This is a genomic window from Cronobacter sp. HA18003 (genome assembly GCF_011605905.1).
GTDB lineage: Bacteria > Pseudomonadota > Gammaproteobacteria > Enterobacterales > Enterobacteriaceae > Cronobacter > Cronobacter sakazakii.
In genome coordinates, this window is sequence record NZ_JAANQO010000026.1 from 126,395 (window position 1) to 148,804 (window position 22,410).

19 protein-coding genes are annotated in these 22,410 nt (G+C 61.2%); 9 read left to right on the top strand and 10 right to left on the bottom strand.

The window, feature by feature from the left end; genetic code table 11:
- Nucleotides 1-76: 76 nt before the first annotated feature.
- A complete protein-coding gene (tkt, locus tag G6041_RS19110; RefSeq protein ID WP_014728327.1) occupies nucleotides 77-2,071 on the bottom strand; it encodes a transketolase in 1,995 nt (664 codons plus the stop codon).
- 20 nt (nucleotides 2,072-2,091) lie between these two features.
- Nucleotides 2,092-3,042 (bottom strand): transaldolase, encoded by a 951-nt coding sequence (tal, locus tag G6041_RS19115; protein WP_007893829.1) that lies wholly within the window; start codon nucleotides 3,040-3,042, stop codon nucleotides 2,092-2,094.
- A gap of 281 nt (nucleotides 3,043-3,323) precedes the next feature.
- Here tal and maeB point away from each other — a divergent pair, with 281 nt between their 5' ends.
- Entirely contained in the window at nucleotides 3,324-5,603 is a 2,280-nt protein-coding gene (gene maeB / locus G6041_RS19120; protein ID WP_004386549.1) for an NADP-dependent oxaloacetate-decarboxylating malate dehydrogenase, read from the top strand.
- A gap of 125 nt (nucleotides 5,604-5,728) precedes the next feature.
- On the opposite strand, the gene fepC is transcribed toward maeB, so the two are convergent.
- Genes fepC through fepD form a run of 3 tightly spaced genes read right to left on the bottom strand, consistent with a single transcriptional unit; the run spans nucleotide 5,729 to nucleotide 8,513 of the window.
- Nucleotides 5,729-6,520 carry an iron-enterobactin ABC transporter ATP-binding protein gene (gene fepC / locus G6041_RS19125; RefSeq protein ID WP_012124074.1) on the bottom strand — a complete coding sequence of 264 codons (792 nt, stop codon included), beginning with the start codon at nucleotides 6,518-6,520 and terminating at the stop codon, nucleotides 5,729-5,731.
- A complete protein-coding gene (gene fepG / locus G6041_RS19130; protein WP_012124075.1) occupies nucleotides 6,517-7,509 on the bottom strand; it encodes an iron-enterobactin ABC transporter permease in 993 nt (330 codons plus the stop codon). Before fepG ends, fepC begins: the two co-directional genes overlap by 4 nt.
- Nucleotides 7,506-8,513 carry a Fe(3+)-siderophore ABC transporter permease gene (fepD, locus tag G6041_RS19135; RefSeq protein ID WP_041460417.1) on the bottom strand — a complete coding sequence of 336 codons (1,008 nt, stop codon included), beginning with the start codon at nucleotides 8,511-8,513 and terminating at the stop codon, nucleotides 7,506-7,508. The genes fepG and fepD overlap by 4 nt, the downstream gene beginning before the upstream one ends.
- A 107-nt stretch (nucleotides 8,514-8,620) precedes the next feature.
- Here fepD and entS point away from each other — a divergent pair, with 107 nt between their 5' ends.
- A complete protein-coding gene (gene entS, locus G6041_RS19140) occupies nucleotides 8,621-9,865 on the top strand; it encodes an enterobactin transporter EntS (RefSeq protein ID WP_012124077.1) in 1,245 nt (414 codons plus the stop codon).
- 25 nt (nucleotides 9,866-9,890) lie between these two features.
- On the opposite strand, the gene fepB is transcribed toward entS, so the two are convergent.
- Complete coding sequence (fepB, locus tag G6041_RS19145) at nucleotides 9,891-10,850, bottom strand: Fe2+-enterobactin ABC transporter substrate-binding protein (protein ID WP_012124078.1); 960 nt, start codon at nucleotides 10,848-10,850, stop codon at nucleotides 9,891-9,893.
- A gap of 186 nt (nucleotides 10,851-11,036) precedes the next feature.
- On the opposite strand from fepB, the gene entC reads away from it, so the two are divergent.
- The 7 genes from entC to G6041_RS19180 all read left to right on the top strand — a co-directional run bounded on the left by entC (nucleotide 11,037) and on the right by G6041_RS19180 (nucleotide 18,931).
- Entirely contained in the window at nucleotides 11,037-12,203 is a 1,167-nt protein-coding gene (gene entC / locus G6041_RS19150; protein ID WP_012124079.1) for an isochorismate synthase EntC, read from the top strand.
- 10 nt (nucleotides 12,204-12,213) lie between these two features.
- On the top strand, nucleotides 12,214-13,818 hold the full coding sequence (locus G6041_RS19155) for a (2,3-dihydroxybenzoyl)adenylate synthase (RefSeq protein ID WP_012124080.1): 1,605 nt from the start codon (nucleotides 12,214-12,216) through the stop codon (nucleotides 13,816-13,818).
- Nucleotides 13,819-13,827: 9 nt separating this feature from the next.
- A complete protein-coding gene (locus G6041_RS19160) occupies nucleotides 13,828-14,697 on the top strand; it encodes an isochorismatase (RefSeq protein ID WP_004387540.1) in 870 nt (289 codons plus the stop codon).
- Complete coding sequence (gene entA / locus G6041_RS19165; RefSeq protein WP_012124081.1) at nucleotides 14,694-15,446, top strand: 2,3-dihydro-2,3-dihydroxybenzoate dehydrogenase EntA; 753 nt, start codon at nucleotides 14,694-14,696, stop codon at nucleotides 15,444-15,446. The genes G6041_RS19160 and entA overlap by 4 nt, the downstream gene beginning before the upstream one ends.
- The gene (gene entH, locus G6041_RS19170) at nucleotides 15,447-15,860 is read left to right on the top strand and encodes a proofreading thioesterase EntH (protein WP_012124082.1); all 414 of its coding nucleotides are present in this window, start codon (nucleotides 15,447-15,449) and stop codon (nucleotides 15,858-15,860) included.
- 512 nt (nucleotides 15,861-16,372) lie between these two features.
- On the top strand, nucleotides 16,373-18,478 hold the full coding sequence (gene cstA, locus G6041_RS19175) for a pyruvate/proton symporter CstA (protein WP_007869845.1): 2,106 nt from the start codon (nucleotides 16,373-16,375) through the stop codon (nucleotides 18,476-18,478).
- Nucleotides 18,479-18,733: 255 nt separating this feature from the next.
- Entirely contained in the window at nucleotides 18,734-18,931 is a 198-nt protein-coding gene (locus G6041_RS19180) for a YbdD/YjiX family protein (protein ID WP_004387581.1), read from the top strand.
- 10 nt (nucleotides 18,932-18,941) lie between these two features.
- Here the strand turns inward: G6041_RS19180 and G6041_RS19185 are convergent, their stop codons facing one another.
- The 4 genes from G6041_RS19185 to G6041_RS19200 all read right to left on the bottom strand — a co-directional run bounded on the left by G6041_RS19185 (nucleotide 18,942) and on the right by G6041_RS19200 (nucleotide 22,220).
- Nucleotides 18,942-19,322, bottom strand: coding sequence for a helix-turn-helix domain-containing protein (locus G6041_RS19185; RefSeq protein WP_004387582.1), 381 nt, complete (start codon nucleotides 19,320-19,322; stop codon nucleotides 18,942-18,944).
- A gap of 14 nt (nucleotides 19,323-19,336) precedes the next feature.
- Nucleotides 19,337-19,600 carry a type II toxin-antitoxin system RelE family toxin gene (locus tag G6041_RS19190; protein WP_004387583.1) on the bottom strand — a complete coding sequence of 88 codons (264 nt, stop codon included), beginning with the start codon at nucleotides 19,598-19,600 and terminating at the stop codon, nucleotides 19,337-19,339.
- Nucleotides 19,601-19,781: 181 nt separating this feature from the next.
- Entirely contained in the window at nucleotides 19,782-21,017 is a 1,236-nt protein-coding gene (locus G6041_RS19195) for an MFS transporter (protein ID WP_054628497.1), read from the bottom strand.
- Between the two features lie 114 nt (nucleotides 21,018-21,131).
- Nucleotides 21,132-22,220, bottom strand: coding sequence for an oxidoreductase (locus G6041_RS19200; RefSeq protein WP_032988717.1), 1,089 nt, complete (start codon nucleotides 22,218-22,220; stop codon nucleotides 21,132-21,134).
- Nucleotides 22,221-22,410: the final 190 nt, after the last annotated feature.

The following is a 22,410-nucleotide window of genomic DNA, read 5'->3' on the forward strand; positions in this document are numbered from 1 at the left end:
TGACTCTGGCTTATTTCTTACTGGCAGGATCGTTCAGGTACGCTTAAACGATCGGCGTCAGCCCGTTAAGGCTGGCTTATTTGCCGAGCACTTTGCGGGCTTTTTCTACCACGTTTTCGACGGTAAAGCCGAAGTACGGGAAGAGTTTCTCCGCGGGCGCGGATTCGCCATAGCCGGTCATGCCGACGATAGCGCCTTTCAGGCCGACGTATTTGTACCAGTAGTCGGCGATGCCCGCTTCCACCGCCACGCGCGCGCTGACGTCGGACGGCAGCACCGATTCACGATAGGCTTCATCCTGCGCGTCAAAGACATCAGTCGACGGCAGCGACACCACACGCACCGCCACGCCGTCGCCGCGCAGTTTTTCTGCCGCCTGAACGGCGATTTCCACTTCCGACCCGGTGGCAATCAGGATCAGATCCGGTTTGCCGCCCGCGTCTTTCAGGATATACCCGCCGCGCGCCACATCTTTCAGCTGCTGCGGCGAGCGCTCGATCTGCGCCAGATTCTGACGAGAGAGGATCAGCGCCGTCGGGCCGTTATGGCGCTCGATAGCGGCTTTCCACGCCACCGCGGTTTCCACCTGGTCACACGGACGCCAGGTGCTGAAATTCGGCGTCAGGCGCAGGCTCGCGAGCTGCTCCACCGCCTGGTGCGTCGGGCCGTCTTCCCCAAGACCGATAGAGTCATGGGTGTAGACCATAATCTGCCGCGCCTTCATCAGCGCCGCCATGCGCGCCGCGTTGCGGGCGTATTCGACGAACATCAGGAAGGTGGCGGTGTAGGGCACAAAGCCGCCGTGGTGGGCGATGCCGTTGGCGATGGCCGTCATGCCGAATTCGCGCACGCCGTAGTGAATGTAGTTGCCCGCCGGATCTTCTTTCAGCGATGTCGAGCCCGACCAGATAGTCAGGTTGCTCGGTGCGAGGTCTGCCGAGCCGCCCAGCAACTCCGGCAGTACCGGGCCATAAACGTTCAGCGCGTTCTGGGACGCCTTACGGGAGGCGATTTTCGCCGGTTCCGCCTGGAGTTTTTCGATGTACTCCTGCGTCACCTGCTGCCAGTTTTCCGGCATTTCACCGCCCATACGGCGGTTAAACTCGGCCGCCAGCTCCGGGTAGGCTTCCTGATACGCGGCGAATTTCTCGTTCCAGCTCGCTTCAACCTGGCGGCCTTTTTCCTTCGCATCCCAGCCTTTGTAGACTTCATCCGGAATTTCAAACGGCGGGTAGTTCCAGCCGAGCTGTTTACGGGTCAGCGCCACTTCTTCTTCGCCAAGCGCCGCGCCGTGGGACTCCTCTTTGCCCGCTTTGTTCGGCGAGCCGAAGCCAATCACGGTGCGACAGATAATCAGCGACGGTTTATCGGTAACCTGTTTCGCCTCTTCAATGGCGCGCTTGATAGCCTCTGGATCGTGGCCGTCAATCTCATGCACTACGTGCCAGTGGTAGGCTTCAAAACGTTTGGCGGTGTCGTCGGTAAACCAGCCCTCGGTTTCGCCATCAATCGAGATGCCGTTGTGATCGTAGAAGCCAATCAGCTTGCCAAGACCCAGCGTGCCCGCGAGCGAGCAGACCTCATGGGAGATACCTTCCATCAGGCAGCCATCGCCCATAAACACATAGGTATTGTGATCGACAATCTCATGGCCCGGGCGGTTGAACTGCGCCGCGAGCGTTTTCTCGGCAATCGCCAGACCCACAGCATTCGCGAGCCCCTGACCGAGCGGCCCGGTGGTGGTTTCCACGCCCGGTGTATAGCCGATTTCCGGGTGGCCCGGCGTTTTGGAGTGCAGCTGTCGGAAGTTTTTCAGCTCTTCCATCGGCAGGTCGTAGCCCGACAGATGCAGCAGGCTGTAGAGCAGCATCGAGGCGTGGCCGTTGGAAAGAATAAAGCGGTCGCGGTCATACCACGTCGGGTTTGTCGGGTTGTGCTTGAGGAAATCGTTCCACAGCACTTCGGCGATATCCGCCATCCCCATCGGCGCGCCGGGGTGACCGGATTTGGCTTTCTGAACCGCATCCATGCTCAGCGCACGGATGGCGTTGGCTAAAAGCTGACGAGACATGTTTCTCTCCATGGCAAAAGTTAAAGTTTGGCGGCAAGCAGATCTTCAAGTGAACGCTGATCGACAGCGAACTGGCGAATGCCTTCAGCCAGTTTTTCGACCGCCATCGCGTCCTGGTTATGCTCCCAGCGGAATTCGGCTTCGGTCATCGGCTGCGGACGGTTAAAGCCCTGGGAGGCCGGAATAAGCTTACGCGCCACCGGCGCATCGCTCTCCTGCAACTCTTTCAGCAGGTTAGGGGAGATGGTCAGACGGTCGCAGCCCGCCAGCGCCAGGATCTGCTCGGTACGGCGGAAGCTCGCGCCCATCACGATGGTCTGGTAGTTATGCTGCTTGTAGTAGTCGTAGATGTTACGCACCGACTTCACGCCGGGATCTTCATCAACCACATACGGGTCCATCGGTTTGCGGGTGTTGTACCAGTCATAGATACGGCCCACGAACGGGGAGATGAGATACACCCCCGCTTCGGCGCAGGCGCGCGCCTGGGCAAAGGAGAACAGCAGTGTCAGGTTGCAGTGAATGCCTTCTTTTTCCAGTTCTTCTGCGGCGCGAATGCCTTCCCAGGTGGAAGCGAGCTTAATCAGAATGCGCGATTTATCGATGCCCTGTTCCTGGTACAGCTCCACCAGGCGACGCGCTTTGGCGATGCTTTTTTCTTTGTCGAACGACAGACGCGCGTCCACTTCGGTTGAGACGCGTCCTGGAATACTTTTCAGAATTTCCGCACCCACATTGACGGCCAGTTTGTCACTCGCTTCCGCGACCTGCTCTTTTTGCGTGCTGCCGCGTTTTTTGCCGTATTCCAGCGCATCGGTGAACAGATGCTGGTAATGCTCAAGGCTTGCGGCCTTCAGCAGCAGGGAAGGGTTGGTGGTCGCGTCCTGAGGCTGATAGTTACGAATGGATTCAATATCGCCGCTGTCGGCGACTACCGTTGTGAATTGTTTAATGCCATCGAGTTGGTTCATTTTGCTACTCCTTGAAAAGCAAAGATTTTATGGGGCGCTGTCAGTGTCGCCCGCCGGGATCTCATCAGGGACATAACAAAAAAGCATAGCAGACGCGCATAGCAATGCTTTCCCGAACCGGCAACATCGCTGCTATAAATTGATAACATCAAAGGGTTGCATGACTCAGAGTTTGGCGGTCTTCAAAGTTTAGCCGCCGCTAACGGGCGATACTGACGGCCTGGTTAAACGAGCGTGCGACATGCCGCTTCATACCCTGCAGAAGAAAAAGGATCAGTAAAATGGATGAGCAACTAAAACAGAGCGCCCTCGATTTTCACGAATTCCCTGTCCCAGGCAAAATTCAGGTTTCTCCGACCAAACCGCTGGCCACTCAGCGCGATCTGGCGCTGGCCTATTCGCCAGGCGTAGCCGCGCCCTGTCTGGAAATCGCCGCCGACCCGCTGGCCGCCCATAAATACACCGCGCGCGGCAACCTCGTGGCGGTTATCTCCAACGGCACCGCGGTGCTGGGGCTTGGCAATATCGGCGCGCTGGCCGGTAAACCGGTGATGGAAGGCAAGGGCGTTCTGTTTAAGAAATTCGCCGGTATCGATGTGTTTGATATCGAAATCGACGAACACGATCCCGATAAAGTCATCGATGTGGTGGCGGCGCTGGAGCCGACCTTCGGCGGCATCAACCTGGAAGATATCAAAGCGCCGGAGTGTTTTTATATCGAGCAGAAGCTGCGCGAGCGCATGAATATTCCGGTGTTCCATGACGATCAGCACGGCACCGCCATCATCTGTACCGCCGCGGTGTTAAACGGCCTGCGCGTGGTGCAGAAAAACATTTCCGACGTGCGCCTCGTGGTTTCCGGCGCGGGCGCGTCCGCCATCGCCTGTATGAATCTGCTGGTGGCGCTTGGCATGCAGAAGCACAACATCGTGGTGTGCGATTCCAAAGGCGTTATCTACAAAGGCCGTGAAGAGAACATGGCGGAAACCAAAGCCGCTTATGCGATTGACGACAACGGTAAGCGCACGCTGGGCGAAGTGATCGAAGGCGCGGATATCTTCCTTGGCTGCTCCGGCCCGAAAGTCCTGACCCAGGAGATGGTCAAAAAAATGGCGGATTCGCCGCTCATTCTGGCGCTCGCCAACCCGGAGCCGGAAATCATGCCGCCGCTCGCCAAAGCGGTGCGTCCGGATGCGATCATCTGCACCGGTCGTTCGGATTTCCCGAACCAGGTGAACAACGTCCTCTGCTTCCCGTTTATCTTCCGTGGCGCGCTGGATGTCGGCGCGACCGCCATCAACGAAGAGATGAAGCTCGCGGCGGTCCATGCCATCGCTGAACTGGCACACGCCGAGCAGAGCGAAGTGGTGGCCTCCGCGTATGAAGATCAGGAGCTGTCGTTCGGGCCGGATTACATCATTCCGAAACCGTTCGATCCGCGCTTAATTGTGACTATCGCGCCTGCGGTGGCGAAAGCGGCGATGGATTCCGGCGTGGCGACCCGCCCGATTGAGGATTTCGACGCATATAAAGACAAGCTCACCGAATTTGTCTACAAAACCAACCTGTTCATGAAGCCGGTCTTCAACCAGGCGCGCAAAGATCCGAAGCGCGTGGTGCTGACCGAAGGCGAAGAGCCGCGCGTGCTGCACGCCACTCAGGAGCTCATTACGCTTGGGCTGGCGAAGCCGGTGCTGGTGGGCCGTCCTGGCGTTATCGAGATGCGCCTGAAAAAACTCGGTCTGCAAATCGAGGCGGGCAAAGATTTCGAGATCGTGAATAACGAGTCGGACCCGCGCTTTAAGGAGTACTGGAACGAGTATTACAACATTATGAAGCGCCGTGGCATCACGCAGGAACAGGCGCAGCGCGCGGTGATTGGCAACAGCACGGTGATTGGTGCCATCATGGTGCATCGTGGCGAAGCCGACGCGATGATTTGCGGCACGATCGGTGATTATCATGAGCATTTCAGCGTGGTTCAGCAGATTTTCGGTTATCGCGACGGCGTGAAAGCCGCGGGTGCGATGAACGCGCTGCTGCTGCCGAGCGGCAATACGTTTATCGCCGATACCTATGTGAACGACGATCCGACGCCGGAACAGCTGGCGGAGATCACCGTCATGGCGGCGGAAACGGTGCGTCGTTTCGGGATCGAGCCGAAAGTGGCGTTGTTGTCGCATTCTAACTTTGGTTCTTCCGATTCGCCTGCCGCCAGCAAAATGCGCGAAACGCTACAGCTGGTGCGTGAGCGCGCCCCGGATCTGATGATCGACGGCGAGATGCACGGCGACGCGGCGCTGGTAGAGAGCATCCGCAACGATCGTATGCCGGACAGCCCGCTGAAAGGCTCGGCCAATATCCTGATTATGCCGAACGTGGAAGCGGCGCGTATCAGCTATAACCTGCTGCGCGTATCAAGCTCCGAGGGCGTGACCGTGGGGCCGGTGCTGATGGGGGTGTCGAAACCAGTACACGTGTTGACGCCGATCGCCTCGGTTCGCCGTATCGTGAATATGGTGGCGCTGGCGGTGGTCGAAGCGCAAACCAACCCACTGTAATTGGTTAACGGCGGGTGCGCAGGCTTACCCGCCCTACAAGGGAAAGCGGTTGTTCGTGGTTTTGTAGGGTGGGTAAGCGAAGCGCACCCACCATTTTTCCAGCCGCACCCGCCATTCACCCACGCTCACCGCCGCCCGAGCGGCACCACCAGCGGCGTACCCGCCACCGGATCCTCAATAATCATGCACCGTAACCCGTAAATCGCCTCGATAAGCGCCGCGTCCACAATCTCTGACGGCGCGCCCTCGGCGATAATCTTCCCGTCCCGCAACGCAATCAGATGATTCGCGTAGCGGCACGCCTGGTTCAAATCGTGCAGCACCGCGGCAAGCGTATACCCCTGCTCACGGTTAAGCGTGCAGAGCAGTTCCAGCAGATCGATCTGATGGCTGATATCAAGCCAGGTGGTCGGCTCGTCGAGCAGCAAAATCGAGGTCTCCTGCGCCAGCACCATCGCAATCCAGGCGCGCTGGCGCTGGCCGCCGGAGAGCGTATCGACGCTCTGGTCGGCAAGCGCGGTCACGCCGGTCGCCGCCATCGCCTTTTGCACCGCGCGCTCGTCCTCGTCGCGCCAGCGGGTAAACAAAGGCTGATGCGGATAACGCCCACGCGCCACCAGCTCCGCAACGGTGATATCCCCCGGCGCGCTGGCGTTCTGCGCGAGCAGGCCAATGCGCCGCGCCACCTCTTTGGTGGCGAAGTGCTGAATAGCCTGGCCGTCGAGGCGCACCTGCCCGCCGAGCGGCTTCATCAGGCGGCTCAGCGTGCGCAGCAGCGTCGATTTGCCACAGCCGTTCGGGCCGATAATCGCGGTAAATTTGCCATCGGGGATCGCCACGTTCAGCCCGTCGGCGACGCGAAAATCGCCGTAACCCAGCGTCAGCGCTTCGCCGGTCAAGCGTGAAGTCATAGTCATCTCCTGCGTGACTCCTGTATCAACAAGGCGATGAGATAAATGCCGCCGAGGCAGACAGTGACGGTGCCCACCGGCAGCTGATAAGGCGTGAACAGATACTGAGCGCACAGGTCAGCGGCCAGCAGCAGCAGCGCGCCGCACAGCGCCGCCTGCGTCAGCCCAAAGCGCGCGGTGCCGCTTAAGCGACGCGCGATATGCGGGGCCACCAGCGCCACAAAGGAAATCGGCCCGGCCATCGCCGTCGCGCCTGCGGTCAGCACGACGCCGGTTAGCATCAGCAGCAGGCGGGAGCGTTCCACCGCCACCCCCAGCGCGCAGGCGCTGTCATCACCCATCTCCAGCAGCCGCATCCGGCGCACCAGCAGCGCGCTCGCCAGCAGCGCCAGCACAAGCAGCGGGGAGGCGGGCAGCGTTTTCCCCCAGGTAATGCCGTTCAGCGAACCGGCGTTCCACAGGCCCGCGGACAGCGCCGTCTCAAGCGACGCCTGCAGCAGCAGCCACGTATTGAACGCCACCAGCATCGCCCGCACCCCAATGCCGATAATAATCAGCCGGAAAGTGTCAATGCCGTTGCGCCAGGCGAGCAGCCAGACGACAAACGCCGTCAGCGTGCCGCCCGCGATGGCGGCGAACGCGATAGCGGACTGATGCTGGCCCGCCAGCACCATCGCCACCAGCACGCCGCTCCACGCGCCGGTGTTGAAGCCCATCACATCGGGGCTGCCTAAAGGGTTGCGCATCAGCGACTGGAAAATCGCGCCGCTCACGCCGAGCGCGGCACCCAGCAGCAGCGCCATCGCCACGCGCGGCAGCCGCCATTCGGTGACGATAAGCGAAACATTGCGCGGCGCGTGGCCGGTCAGCGCGTCCAGCACCTTGCGGGCCTCAAGCGTCACCGCGCCCTGCGTCAACGCCCAGAGGCCGAGACCTGTGCACAGGCTCAGCGTCAGCAGGCAAAAGAGCCCTAAACGAGGGGGAACGGATCTCATAACGCGCCTCCGCCGCGCCGCTGGCGCACCAGATAAATCAGCGCGGGCGCGCCGATAAACGCGCTGATCACCGAGACCCGCAGTTCGCCCGGCACTACCAGCCTGCCAATGATATCCGCGAGTAGCAGCAGCGACGGCGTGGCGAGCAGCGTCACCGGCAGCGACCAGCGGTGATCCGCGCCCACCAGCCAGCGCGCCAGGTGCGGCATCATCAGGCCGATAAAGGCGATGGGGCCAACCACGGCGGTGGCGCTGGCGCACAGAAGCGTAATGGCGACAAGCCCTAGCACCTGCGTGCGCGCCACGCGGCTGCCGAGCGCCGTCGCCGTGTCGGCTCCCATACTGAGACTGTTCAGCGCGCGCCCCAGCAGCAGCGCGATAACCGCGCCCAGGAGCACGAGCGGCGCGATGGCTTTAAGCGTCGTCAGGGTACGGATATCAAGCGAGCCTGCCTGCCAGAAGCGCAACTGGTCATACACCGTCGGGTTTAAGAGCGCGAGACCGCCGGAAAGCCCTTCCAGCACCGCGGCCAGCGCCACGCCCGCGAGCGTCAGGCGCACCGGGCTAAGCTGTCCGCCGCCCGCGCTGCCGGTAAACGCCACGATGAGCGTGGCGGCCAGCGCGCCGCACAGCGCCAGCGCGAGAACAGGCAGGGGATCGCTCACGCCCCACAGCGCCGCGCCCAGCACAATGGCGAAGCTGGCACCGGCGTTCACGCCTAACAGGCCGGGGTCGGCGAGCGGGTTGCGGGTCAGCGTTTGCATCAGCGCGCCGGCAAGCCCGAGCGACAGCCCGGCGACAATCCCCGCAAGGGTGCGCGGCAGGCGTGCGTCGAGCACGATAGTGCAGTCCGCCTCGCGGCAGGTGCCGGTGAGCGCGTCCATCACAAGAGAAAAGGGCAGGGATTTGGCGCCCACCCGCAGGCTGAGGGCGGCCATCAACAGCAGCAATAACAAGAGACACAACAGGACAACCATCCTGGAGGAAAGGCGCGAGGCCGACATAACGCACATCCTGGAATCGATAATGATAGTTATTATCACTCTTATCTGGCTATGTTAGCATGGCCGTCCCGTTATCCGGCAAGGAAAATTCGCGTTAAGGCCCTGTAATGAACCGACATTCGCTGTTACTGAACCTCTCGTTACTGAAAACTCATCCCGCTTACCGCGCCGTCTTTCTGGCGCGCTTTATCTCCATTCTCGGTCTTGGTCTGCTTGGCGTGGCGGTGCCGGTACAGATCCAGACGCTCACCGGCTCGCCTTTTCAGGTGGGGCTTGCGGTCACGCTGACGGGGGCGGCGATGTTTATCGGGCTGATGACGGGCGGCGTACTGGCCGACCGCTACGAGCGCAAAACGCTCATTCTGCTGGCGCGCTCCACCTGCGGCCTCGGGTTTATCGGGCTTTGGATCAACGCCATGCTGCCCGCGCCGTCGGTTATTGCGATTTACGCGCTCGGGCTGTGGGACGGGTTTTTCGGGGCGATCGGCGTGACGGCGCTGCTGGCGGCGACGCCCGCTATTGTCGGGCGTGAAAACCTGATGCAGGCGGGGGCGATTACCATGCTGACGGTGCGTCTGGGGTCGGTGATTTCGCCGCTGCTCGGCGGCGTGCTGCTGGCCTGGGGCGGTGTGGCCTGGAACTACGCGCTGGCGGCGCTCGGCACCTTTCTCACGCTCCTGCCGCTGCTGACCCTTCCGGCGTTGCCTGCGCCGCAGATGCAGCGCCAGCATCCGCTGCGCGCGCTGGCCGACGGGCTGCGCTTTCTCGCGGCAAGCCCGGTGGTGGGCGGCGTGGCGCTGATCGGCGCGCTGCTGACGATGGCGAGCGCGGTGCGCGTGCTCTATCCGGCGCTTGCGAACCACTGGCAGATGGCAAGCGGCGAAATCGGCGTGTTGTACGCCGCCGTGCCGCTCGGCGCGGCGCTGGGCGCGCTCACCAGCGGCGGGCTGGCACACGCGCCACGCCCGGGCCGCACGCTGCTGGTTTCTTCCGTGCTGGCGCTGGCGGCAGTGAGTGTGTTCAGCCTGATGCCGTTCTGGCCGCTGGCGTTTATCTGCCTGACGCTGTTCGGCTACCTGAGCGGCGTGAGTTCGCTGATCCAGTATCAGCTTATCCAGACCCGCACGCCGGATCACATGCTCGGGCGCATCAACGGGCTGTGGACGGCGCAAAACGTGACGGGCGACGCCATCGGCGCGGCGGCGCTCGGCGGTATGGGCGCGTGGCTGTCGCCCGTGAGCGCAGCGAGCGTGGGCGGGATGGGGCTTGCGATTATTACCCTTGCGCTGGCGCTGCTGCTGGCGGAACTGCGCTGTCTACGCCAGCCGCCGCCGGAACCCGCGCCGCATTAAAAAAGGGGCCATCCGGCCCCGTCTTTTACTCTTTGAACAACGCTTCAAGCCGTTTCAGCAACAGGCTGGCGCTGTAGTAATCGAGCCGGAAGGTTTCGGTGCCAAGCGCGTAAACGCGTTTATTTTTCACCGCCGACAGGTGCGCGAGCAACGGGTCGCGCATCAGTGCCGCCGCGTCTTTATCATCAGCCGCGAACAAAAACAGCGTCTCGCCGTTCAGCCCCGCCGCCAGATTTTCCCCGCCGAGCTGAATAATGTCGTGGCGTTTGCCCATGCTGGTGAGGCCGTGCGCGGCGGGCGGCGGCGCGAGCGTAAAGCCGAGCTGGCCGAGCAGTTTCCCCTGCGCCGATTCGGCGGTCCAGAGATTCGCGCCGTGCGCGGCAGGGTTATAAACCAGCGCGCTCACGGGCTGCGGCGGCAGCGTCATCTGCGCTTTTGCCTGCGCAAGCTGCTGATCAAACTGCGCGATGCGTTCGGCGGCCTGCTTCTCATGGCCTGTTATCTCGCCAAGCTGCGTTAACAGTGCCTGCCAGCTTTTGTCGTCGTAATTGATGATTAATGTCGGCGCGATAGCGGAAAACTGTTCATACAACGCCTGCGCGGAATCGCCGCCGGTCGCGCTCACCAGTATCAGATCCGGCATCTGCGCGGCGACGGCTTCAGCGTTTGGCTCGCCGATGTACAGCCGCTCAACATGACGAGCTTTGGCGATATCACCCCACTGGCGCAAAAAACCCTGGTCGTCAGCGACGCGGTTGCCGGGCGACGTCGCGCCGCTTGCCACCACCGGCGCATCGATCGCCAGCAGCGAACCGGTCAGCGTGACGCTGGTGGAGACGATGCGCTGCGGCGCTTTTTCAAGCGTATGTACGCCGCGGCTGTCGGTCACCTGACGCGGCCACGACGCCGCCTGTGAGACTGAGGATATTCCTAAAAGCAGCAGGCTGGCGACGAATGCGGCGCGCAGAGCGGAAGTGAACGTCACGGCAACAATTCCTGTACGATGAGTTAATAATGCTTCTCATTTTCATCATTTGCCGACAGGATGCAAGCGCCGCTGTCGCCTTCACTTCACCCCCACGGTTGACAACCCCGTCATTTCGCCTTAGGTTACGCCTCCAAATACAAATGATAACAATTATCAGTTCACTTTTTGGTACAGGAGGAGCGCATGGACACGTCACTGGCCGGGGAACGCTGCGACGCTGCCGCAACCCTTTCATCTGACAGCTTTTTCTTCATGTCGCCTTATCGCAGCTTCACCACCCGCGGCTGTTTTATGCGGCTGGAGACGCCCGCGGCCGACGGCGCAGCGCGTCACGGCGTATTTCAGACCGCACTGCGTAACGCGTTTGACCGCGCCCGCCGGCAGGGCATCGCGCGCCCGATAGTCGTCGGCGCTATTCCGTTCGATACGCGCAAGCCGTCCGCGCTTTTCATTCCCGAAAGCTACAGTGAGACCGCCCGCGGCGGTTATTCGCTTATCGACAACAGCGCCGCGCCGCGTGTGATGAGCCGTGAGGCACTCCCGGATGAAGAGACGTTTATGGCGATGGTGGCGCGCGCCGCCGCGCTGACCGCGACGCCTGCGGTCAGCAAAATCGTGCTATCCCGCCTTATCGACATCACCACCGAACAGGCTCCGGACAGCCTCGCGCTGCTGGCGCGTCTGGTGGCGCAGAACCCCGCGAGTTTTAACTTTCACGTGCCGCTGCCGGACGGCGGCGCGCTGCTCGGCGCAAGCCCGGAACTGCTGCTGCGCAAAGATGGCAATACGTTCAGCTCGCTGCCGCTGGCGGGCTCCGCGCGCCGCCATGCCGACGCGGCGCAGGATAAAAGCGCAGGCCAGGCGCTGCTCTGTTCGGCCAAAGATCGCCATGAACATGAACTTGTGACGCAGGCAATGCGCGACGTACTCGCGCCGCGCAGCCAGCGCCTTGCGATGCCGGGCGCGCCGGAGCTGATTACCACGCCGACGCTCTGGCATCTCGCGACGCCCGTGGAGGGCGAAACGCGCTTTGCGGATGACAACGCGCTGTCGCTCGCTTGCCTGCTGCACCCGACGCCCGCGCTGAGCGGTTACCCGCACGAGGCGGCGAAAGCGTATATCGCTGAGCTGGAGCCGTTCGATCGCGAACTGTTCGGCGGGATCGTTGGCTGGTGCGATGCCGACGGCAACGGCGAGTGGGCGGTGACTATCCGCTGCGCGCGTTTGCGGGAAAACCAGGTGCGGCTGTTTGCGGGCGCGGGCATTGTTCCGGCGTCCGATCCGGCGTCCGAGTGGCGCGAAACCGGCGTCAAGCTCTCCACCATGCTCCACGTTTTAGGTCTTCACTGAGGTTTTACGCATGACGATCCCTTACACCCGCTGGCCGGACGATCTCGCCGCACGCTACCGCGCCCGCGGCTACTGGCTTGACCTGCCGCTCACCGATATTTTAAGCCGCCACGCGCAGAGTGCCGCGACAGCGCTTATCGACGGCGAGCGCCGCTACAGCTACCGCGAGCTGGACGCGGCAGCCACACGTCTTGCGGGCGCGCTGGCGCGTCGCGGGCTTCAGCGTGGCGATACCGCGCTGGTGCAGCTTGGCAACGTGGCGGAGTTTTATATCGTGTTCTTCGCGCTGCTGAAAATCGGCGTGGCGCCGGTTAATGCGCTGTTCAGCCATCAGCGCACCGAGCTTGACGCGTACGCGCGCCAGATTGCACCCGCGCTGCTGATTGCCGACCGCGAGCACGCGCTCTTTAGCGACGATGCGTATATCACGGCGCTGAAAGCGCAGCATTCGTCGCTGCGCATGACGCTTCTGCGTGGCGACGGGCTGGACGCGCTCATTTCAGCGCCGACGACGGATTTCACGCCCACGCCGTCCGCCGCCGATGAAGTGGCGTTTTTCCAGCTTTCCGGCGGCAGTACCGGCACGCCGAAGCTCATTCCGCGCACGCACAACGACTACTACTACAGCATTCGCCGCAGCGTGGAGATTTGTGAATTCACCCGCGAAACGCGCTACCTCTGCGCGCTGCCCGCGGCGCACAACTACCCGTTAAGCTCCCCCGGCGCGCTCGGCGTCTTCTTCGCCGAAGGCTGTGTGGTGCTGGCGCGCGACCCGAGCGCGACGCTCTGCTTCCCGCTTATCGAAGCGCACCAGATTAACGTCACCGCGCTGGTGCCGCCCGCCGTCAGCCTCTGGCTACAGGCCATTCAGGAGTGGGGCGACAACCGCCAGCTGGCGTCGCTGAAACTGTTGCAGGTCGGCGGTGCAAGGCTTTCCGACACGCTCGCCGCGCGCATTCCGGCGGAAATCGGCTGCCAGCTTCAGCAGGTGTTCGGCATGGCCGAAGGGCTGGTGAATTACACCCGCCTGGACGACCCGGACGAGCGCATCTTCACCACCCAGGGGCGACCGATGAGCCCGGATGATGAAGTCTGGGTAGCCGATGAAAACGGCAATCCGCTGCCGCGCGGTGAGACAGGACGGCTGATGACGCGCGGCCCTTACACCTTCCGCGGTTACTACAACAGCCCTGAACACAACGCCAGCGCTTTTGATGAGAACGGCTTTTACTGCTCCGGCGATCTGGTGGCCATCGATGAGCAGGGCTACATCACCGTTCAGGGGCGCGAGAAAGATCAGATAAACCGCGGGGGCGAGAAGATCGCCGCGGAAGAGATCGAGAACCTGCTGCTCGGCCACGAGGCCATTGTGCACGCGGGGCTGGTTTCGATGGAAGACAGCCTGCTTGGCGAAAAAAGCTGCGCGTATATCGTCACCACCCGCCCGGTCAAGGCGGTGGAGATCCGCCGTTTTTTACGCGAGCTGGGCGTCGCCGATTTCAAACTGCCGGATCGCGTGGAGCGCGTCGATGCGCTGCCGCTCACGCCGGTCGGCAAAGTGGATAAAAAACAACTGCGTCTGTGGCTGGCCGCGCGTCAGCCCGTCTCTGAGTAAGGAAAGAAGATGGCTATCCCAAAACTGAACGCCTATACGCTGCCCACGGCGGCGGATCTCCCGCAAAATAAAGTGAGCTGGGCGCTGGAGCCGCCGCGCGCGGCGCTGCTCATTCATGATATGCAGGAGTATTTCCTTAACTTCTGGGGCGAAAACTGCCCGATGATCGAGCAGGTGGTGGCGAATATCGCCGCGCTGCGAGCGTACTGTAAGGCGCAGGGCATTCCGGTTTATTACACCGCGCAGCCCAATAATCAGAGCGACGCCGATCGCGCGCTGCTGAACGACATGTGGGGGCCGGGGCTGAATAACCATCCGGAGAAGCAAAAGGTGGTTGCGGCGCTGGCACCGGATGCCGACGACACCGTGCTGGTGAAATGGCGCTATAGCGCGTTTCATCGCTCGCCGCTTGAGCACGCGCTGAAAGAGACGGGCCGCGATCAGCTCATTATCTGCGGGGTGTATGCGCATATCGGCTGCATGATCACCGCCACCGACGCGTTTATGCGTGATATTCAACCGTTTATGGTGGCCGACGCGCTGGCGGATTTCAGCCGGGATGAGCATCTGATGGCATTGAATTACGTCGCGGGCCGCGCCGGGCGCGTGGTAATGACTGCCGATCTGCTGCCTGCCAGTGAGCCGGACGCGCCGGGCAGCAAAGCAGCGCTGCGTGCGCTGGTGCTGCCGCTGCTGGATGAGTCCGACGAGCCGGAAGATGACGAAAACCTGATCGACTACGGTCTCGACTCGGTGCGCATGATGGCGCTGGCGGCGCGCTGGCGCAAAGTGCATGGCGATATCGACTTCGTGATGCTCGCGAAAAACCCGACCATCGATGCCTGGTGGGCGCTGCTAAGCCGGGAGCCGCAGGCATGACGCTCGATTTCCAGGGGAAAAACGTCTGGGTGACCGGCGCGGGCAAAGGCATTGGCTATACCACCGCGCTGGCGTTTGCCGAAGCGGGCGCAAACGTGACCGGTTTTGATCTCGCGTTTCCACTGGCTGACTATCCGTTCGCCAGTGAAACACTGGATGTGGCGGACGCCGCGGCGGTGGCGGGCGTTTGCGAGCGGTTGCTCGGCAATAACCCGCGCCTTGATGTGCTGGTGAACGCGGCGGGCATTCTGCGTATGGGCGCGACGGATGAAATCGCTCCCGACGACTGGCAGCAGACGTTCGCGGTAAACGTGGGTGGCGCGTTTAACTTCTTTCAGCAGACGATGGCGCGGTTTCGCACGCAGAAGGGCGGGGCTATTGTGACGGTTGCTTCCGACGCCGCCCATACGCCGCGCATCGGGATGTCGGCGTATGGCGCGTCGAAAGCGGCGCTCAAAAGCCTGGCGCTGACCGTGGGGCTGGAGCTGGCCTCCTTTGGCGTGCGCGCAAACCTGGTGTCGCCGGGCTCGACCGACACTGATATGCAGCGCACGCTCTGGAAAAGTGACGATGCCGAACAGCAGCGCATTCGCGGTTTCGCGGAGCAATTTAAGCTCGGCATTCCGCTTGGCAAAATTGCGCAGCCGCAGGAAGTGGCGAACACCATCCTGTTTCTCGCCTCGGATCTTGCGAGCCACATTACGCTGCAGGATATCGTTATCGACGGCGGCTCGACGCTTGGAGCATAGATGATCTGGAAACGACACATGACGCTTGAGGCGCTGAACGCGACCAGTGTCGGCACGATGGTGGAACATCTCGGGATTGTTTACACCCGTCTTGGTGATGATCTGCTGGAGGCGACGATGCCGGTTGATACCCGTACCCATCAGCCGTTTGGTCTCTTGCACGGCGGCGCCTCCGCGGCGCTTGCCGAAACGCTCGGCTCGATGGCCGGTTATCTGACAACCCGCGACGGGCAGTGCGTGGTGGGCACCGAAATCAGCGCGTCTCATCATCGCGCGGTGTCGCAGGGCCAGGTGCGCGGCGTCTGCCAGCCGCTGCATCTGGGGCGCCAAAGCCAGTGCTGGGAAATCGTGATTTATGACGAACAGGGGCGGCGCTGCTGCACCAGCCGGTTAAGCACGGCGATCCTGGGGTAGATTTTTTGTGTGGTGGGTGCGCCTTCACATCTGGCGGGTGCGCTTCGCTTACCCGCCCTACAAAAGCCCGGTTCACAAAGGATGTAGGGTGGGTAAGCGAAGCGCACCCACCATTGCAGAAGGCGATGGTCTGTATCTTGATGAGCGGCGAATATATACGCTCGGTGAACGGTTCCGTTCGCCGACACGCTGTCTTTCTCTGCCGCCTTTCCTCACGCGAACGTGTTAAGGGGGCTCGCCGCCGCCCCCTTAACAATCCCGGCTCGCGGCCAAAGGGCAGCCGCCGGGAAACCCCCACGTATCGGCGTGCAATTTCGGAAATCTTGTTTTCGTAGGGCGGGTAAGCGAAGCGCACCCGCCATCATCACGTGATCCCGCTAGCAGACTCACGTAAATCCCTGCCGCCATCCCGCGTTTCTCGGGTGGCTAAGTTGTTAAATCCTTTTTGGTGATATAGAAACAAAATGTAACACCTGTGTTTCACTCACTGTTTCACTGAATGGATAACTATTATGACGAACTCAGGGAAATACCTTATCTGGGCAGCGCTCTCTGTCGTGGGTGCGTTTGCGCTGGGCTATATCGCGCTTAACCGCGGCGAACAGATCAACGCGCTCTGGATCGTGGTTGCTGCTGTCTGTATCTATCTCATCGCTTACCGTTTTTATGGTCTGTATATCGCGAAAAAGGTGCTGGCCGTCGACCCGACGCGCATGACGCCTGCGGTGCGCCATAACGACGGGCTTGATTATGTACCCACCGATAAAAAAGTGCTGTTCGGTCACCATTTTGCGGCGATTGCCGGTGCCGGGCCGCTGGTCGGGCCGGTGCTGGCGGCGCAGATGGGGTATCTGCCGGGCATGATCTGGATCCTCGCAGGCGTCGTACTGGCAGGGGCGGTGCAGGATTTCATGGTGCTGTTTGTCTCCACCCGCCGTGACGGGCGCTCGCTCGGCGAGCTGGTAAAAGAAGAGATGGGCAACACGGCGGGCGTCATCGCGCTCGTCGCCTGCTTTATGATTATGATAATCATCCTGGCGGTGCTGGCGATGATTGTGGTGAAAGCGCTGACCCACAGCCCGTGGGGCACTTACACCGTCGCCTTTACCATTCCGCTCGCGCTCTTTATGGGCATCTATATTCGTTATCTGCGGCCAGGACGCATCGGCGAAGTGTCGGTCATCGGCCTTGTGATGCTGGTGTTTGCGATTGTTTCCGGCGGGTGGGTGGCGGAGAGCCCGACCTGGGCGCCGTGGTTTGATTTCACAGGCGTGCAATTGACCTGGATGCTGGTCGGTTACGGGTTTGTCGCGGCGGTTCTGCCGGTCTGGCTGCTGCTGGCACCGCGCGATTACCTCTCTACCTTCCTGAAAATCGGCACTATTGTTGGCCTCGCCATTGGCATTTTGATCATGCGCCCGACGCTGACGATGCCCGCGATGACCAAATTTATCGACGGCACTGGCCCGGTCTGGACCGGTAACCTGTTCCCGTTCCTGTTTATCACGATAGCCTGTGGCGCGGTGTCGGGCTTCCATGCGCTCATCGCCTCCGGCACCACACCGAAAATGCTCGCCAATGAAAATCAGGCCTGTTTCATCGGCTATGGCGGCATGCTGATGGAGTCGTTTGTCGCGATCATGGCGCTGGTGTCGGCCTGCGTTATTGACCCCGGCGTCTATTTTGCGATGAACAGCCCGATGGCGGTGCTGGCACCCGCAGGCACGGCGGATGTGGTCGCGTCGGCCGCCCAGGTGGTCAGCGGCTGGGGCTTCCAGATAACGCCCGATACGCTTAATCAGATCGCGAATGAAGTGGGCGAGCAGACGATTATCTCGCGTGCGGGCGGCGCGCCGACGCTTGCAGTCGGCATGGCGTATATCCTCCACGGGGCGCTCGGCGGCCTGATGGATGTCTCATTCTGGTATCACTTCGCTATTCTGTTTGAGGCGTTGTTTATCCTGACGGCGGTGGATGCGGGTACCCGTGCCGCGCGCTTTATGCTGCAGGATCTGTTGGGCGTGATTTCGCCGGGTCTCAAACGTACCGATTCACTACCCGCGAACCTTCTGGCGACAGCGCTGTGTGTGCTGGCGTGGGGTTATTTCCTGCATCAGGGCGTGGTGGATCCGCTTGGCGGCATTAATACCCTCTGGCCGCTGTTTGGTATCGCCAACCAGATGCTGGCGGGCATGGCGCTGATGCTCTGCGCGGTGGTGCTGTTTAAGATGAAGCGCCAGCGTTATGCGTGGGTGGCGCTGGTGCCGACCGCGTGGCTGCTGGTCTGTACGCTGACAGCCGGCTGGCAGAAAGCGTTCAGCCCGGATAACAAAGTGGGCTTCCTCGCCATCGCCAATAAGTTCCAGGCGATTCTGGACAGCGGCACCATTCCGCCGCAGTACACCGAGGCGCAACTGAGCCAGCTGGTGTTCAATAACCGTCTTGACGCGGGCCTGACCATTTTCTTTATGGTGGTGGTCGTGGTGCTGGCAGTGTTCTCGATTAAAACGGCGCTGGCGGCGCTGAAGCAGGATAAACCGACCGCCAACGAGACACCGTATGAGCCGATGCCTGCCAGTGCGGAGCAGATAGTCGCGCAGGCGAAGAACGCGCATTGATTGGGGCGTGGGGAACGGTAGGTGCCGGTAAGGTGGGGGGGGGAAAGGTGGCCCGGGCAGGTGGGTGCGCTGACGCTTACCCACCCTACGTGGGACTACCGCGCTGTTCGTTGTTGTAGGGCGGATAAGCGAAGCGCACCCGCCGTGATTACAGGAATGGCACATATCGTAGGGCGGGTAAGCGTTAGCGCGCCCGCCGTCCAGAACCCGGCCACGGGTCACAATGAATCAGAGCCAACGCGTAAGGATAAAGATATGTTCGATACCCTCGCCAAAGCCGGTAAATACCTCGGTCAGGCCGCGAAAATGATGGTTGGCGTGCCCGACTACGATAACTACGTCGAGCATATGCGTGTGAACCACCCGGACCAGACGCCGATGACTTATGAAGAGTTCTTTCGCGAACGCCAGGACGCCCGTTACGGCGCGAAAGGCGGCGCGAAATGCTGCTGAGCGCCGTACCTCAACGGTAAAGGATTAGCTGTTCTGGCTGGCAGTCATACAGCGCTGCCAGTTTTTCGCGGGTGCGTTTTTGTGGACGTGAATCCGGTGATTCCAGCTGAGAAACGGCGGACTGACTGATACCGAGTTTTTCCGCCACGTCCTGTTGGGAAAGGCCGCGCCAGATGCGCCAGGCGGCCTGTAAGCTCACGTTCTGCTCGACGGAAATCCCCACCACTTCATGCGGCACGGTGACGTCGTTTTCATCGCTCATTTCAAAAGGTAACGGCATGAGCGTTTCGTTGTCTTCAAGCTGCGTGAGCAGCGATAAGTAAAGCTCATAAGGGATAACGACATATTCTGGTTTCCCTTCTTTATCGTGAATCACCTGTGCATTAAACATAGCGCCACCCTGATTTAGTTAAGGTATGTGGTTGTCGTTCTGCGTTTGACTTCCATGATAAGGCAGATAACCGGCACGCCCTGACGGCGTTCAAAAATTACCCGGTAATCTCCCACCCGCAGCCGGTAGCGAGCCTGACGGCACGCCAGTTTGACGATATCCAGTCTCGTTTGGCCGGGAGACGCTATCGCCGCGACTTTACTCACAATGGCTTTTTGGTCGTTCTGGCTAATCGCCTGCAACTGCGCAATCGCCCGCTTCGTCCATCTGATCTCCATGTGGTTCCCTCACTTTATCCGTTTCCTTTTTATAAGTAAAATATAAGAATATAAGCTTTTATCCGAAAAGCGTTTTCTTATATGGCAACGTTAAACCCGGTCAGGGTACAGGGGAAGCAGCAGGGAAAGATTCTTCGTGACGTCTCGCAAAAACGCCTTCTGAAGAAGGCGTTGCGTGGGATCAGGCGGGGGTTTCTTCCAGGCGCTGGCGTTTACGCAGCGACGGAAACAGGCGCATCCAGAGCCCGACGACCACCAGCGTGCCGATACCGCCAATGGCCGCAGCGGGCACGGTGCCCAGCAGCGCGGCCAGCATGCCGGATTCAAATTCGCCAAGCTGGTTCGAGGTATTGATAAATATCGAGTTCACCGCGTTCACGCGGCCCAGCATCTCGTTGGGGGTATCGAGCTGCACCAGCGCGCCGCGAATAACCATGCTCACCATATCAAACCCGCCTGTTGCGAAGAGGGCGATAAGCGACAGCCACAGGTTGCTTGATAGCGCAAACACCAGCGTCGCCACGCCAAAGCCCGCTACCGATAAGAACATAATCATCCCGACATGTTTCTCAAGCGACCGGTGGCTCAGCCAGAATCCCACCAGCAGCGCGCCCACGGCAGGCGAGGCACGCAGCAGCCCCAGCCCCCACGGGCCGGTGTGCAGAATATCGTGGGCGTAAATCGGCAGCAGCGCAGTGGCCCCGCCCAGCAGCACCGCAAAGAGATCGAGCGAAATCACGCCCAGCACGTCCGGGCGCTCGCGAATAAACTTCACGCCTGCAAAGAGCGTGGCGAGACTCGCGGGCTGGCGCGCAGGCGGTGCCTGTTCATAGCGCAGGCGGCTCACCATCACGACCGAAATGAGATACAGCACGGCGGTCAGTGCATAAACCACCTGTGCGCCGAAGACATACAGCAGGCCGCCCAGCGCCGGGCCCATGATCATCGCCGCCTGGCTTGATACCGCGCTCGCCGCCGTGGCGCGCGCAAGTAGGGAAGGCGGCACCAGCGCCGGCAGCATCGACTGCAACGACGGCGCTTCCATCACTTTGGCGACGGAAATAATAAAAATCAGCCCGAGGATAATCTTCACATCGGCGAGATGCGCCACGGTGGCGGCGGCCAGTGCGACGATGGCGAGCCATTCCACCAACTGGCCAATCAACACCACGCGGCGGCGATCGCGCTGATCGGCAATGTGCCCTGCCCAGAGCGCCAGCGTGATAGAGGGAAGAAACTGCACCAGGCCTATCAGGCCGAGATAAAACGCGCTGTGGGTGAGGGCGTAAATCTGCCAGCCCACTACGATAGACAACATCTGGAAACCGAAGCCGGAGCAGGTACGCGCCAGCCAGAACGCGACAAACGAGCGGTGCGCCATCAGCGACGCGCCGCCATCAGAGTGTACAGAAGCCATAAACCATCCCGAACGTATAAAAACGCGGCGTGAAAGAATAGTTATCGCCGCGTGAGCGAGGTTTAAGCCTACAGGGATTTCGCAAAAAGTGGCATCGCACCCTGTGCGATTTAGTTAGCGAGCAAAGGTTTCCACTTTTTCAAAGGCCGCGCGCAGGGCTGCGGGTGACAGCGCCACCGGCAGGGCGTGAATGGATTCCACCGGGCGCAGCGTGTGGGCGATAACACGGTCCAGCTCCGCCGCGTTATGAATATCGACATCCAGCTCTGCAAGCGTGGTAGGCAGCCTGAAGCGCCGCCAGGCGTCAATCAGCTGCGTCAGCACGTCGTCCTGGCCGAGCAGAGCGCTCTGTACCAGGATGCCGTAAGCCACTTTGGTGCCGTGCAGATATTTTTCCGTCTGCGGCAGCACGGTCAGGCCGTTATGTACCGCATGCGCCGCCGCCACGCGCGTATAGCGCTCGCCAAGCCCGCCGACCATGCCGCCGCCCGCGATAATGGCATCCACCACATCGCGGAAATCCTGCGTGAGCGCGCCACGATGCTGACAGGCGAGCGCCGCTTCGCTCTGTTCCAGCAGCACGTCACGAATGGCGAGCGCGGCGTTGAGGCCGAGCCGCACGGTGAGCGGCAGGGTGGCGGGCGCAGGTGCCAGTACCACGGCTTCATACCATTTAGCGAGCGTGTCGCCGATGCCCGCGAGCAGATATTCCGCCGGCGCGCGCAGGATAATCTCCGGCTCCACCAGCACCAGATGGTTGGCGTCGTCGAAAATCTCAAAATGCAGCGCCTGACCAGCGTCGTTGTACCAGACGGAGAGCGGCGTCCAGGCAGCGCACGTGGCGGCGATGGTCGGAATGGCGACCACCGGCAGGCCAAGACGTCGCGCCAGCGCTTTGGCGGTATCCAGCAGCGCGCCGCCGCCAACGCCAATCACCACCGCCCGATCGTCACCCGCCTCTGCCGCAAGCGCGCTGACATCGCTTTCGCTGCAATGCCCGCGAAACAAAATCCGCGTAGCGCCGGGGGCGTCAATGGCGTCTGAGAGAAAAGGGCGCGCGGCGGCAATAGCGCGTTCGCCATAGATCCAGACGGCGCGCGCGAGTTGCGCCGGGGTGTAGAAATCGTGCAGGCGCGCCAGCGCGCCGGGATAAGAAAAGTAGTTTGCCGGGCCGGGAACCACGCGGATGTCGGTATCGCTCATGAGAGTTGTCCTTGTCTTTTTTACCATCCTGCCACAGAAAGCCGTCCGGACGTCTGATTATTGTCGTCCTCGCGCATGCAATCTTTTCACGTTGGCAGCGAAACGCAGCGGCAACCTGAAAAATTCTAATGTTACGTCCAGACATCTGGACGGCTAATAATTTTTTGCTTTATCTTATGCCGATTCATTC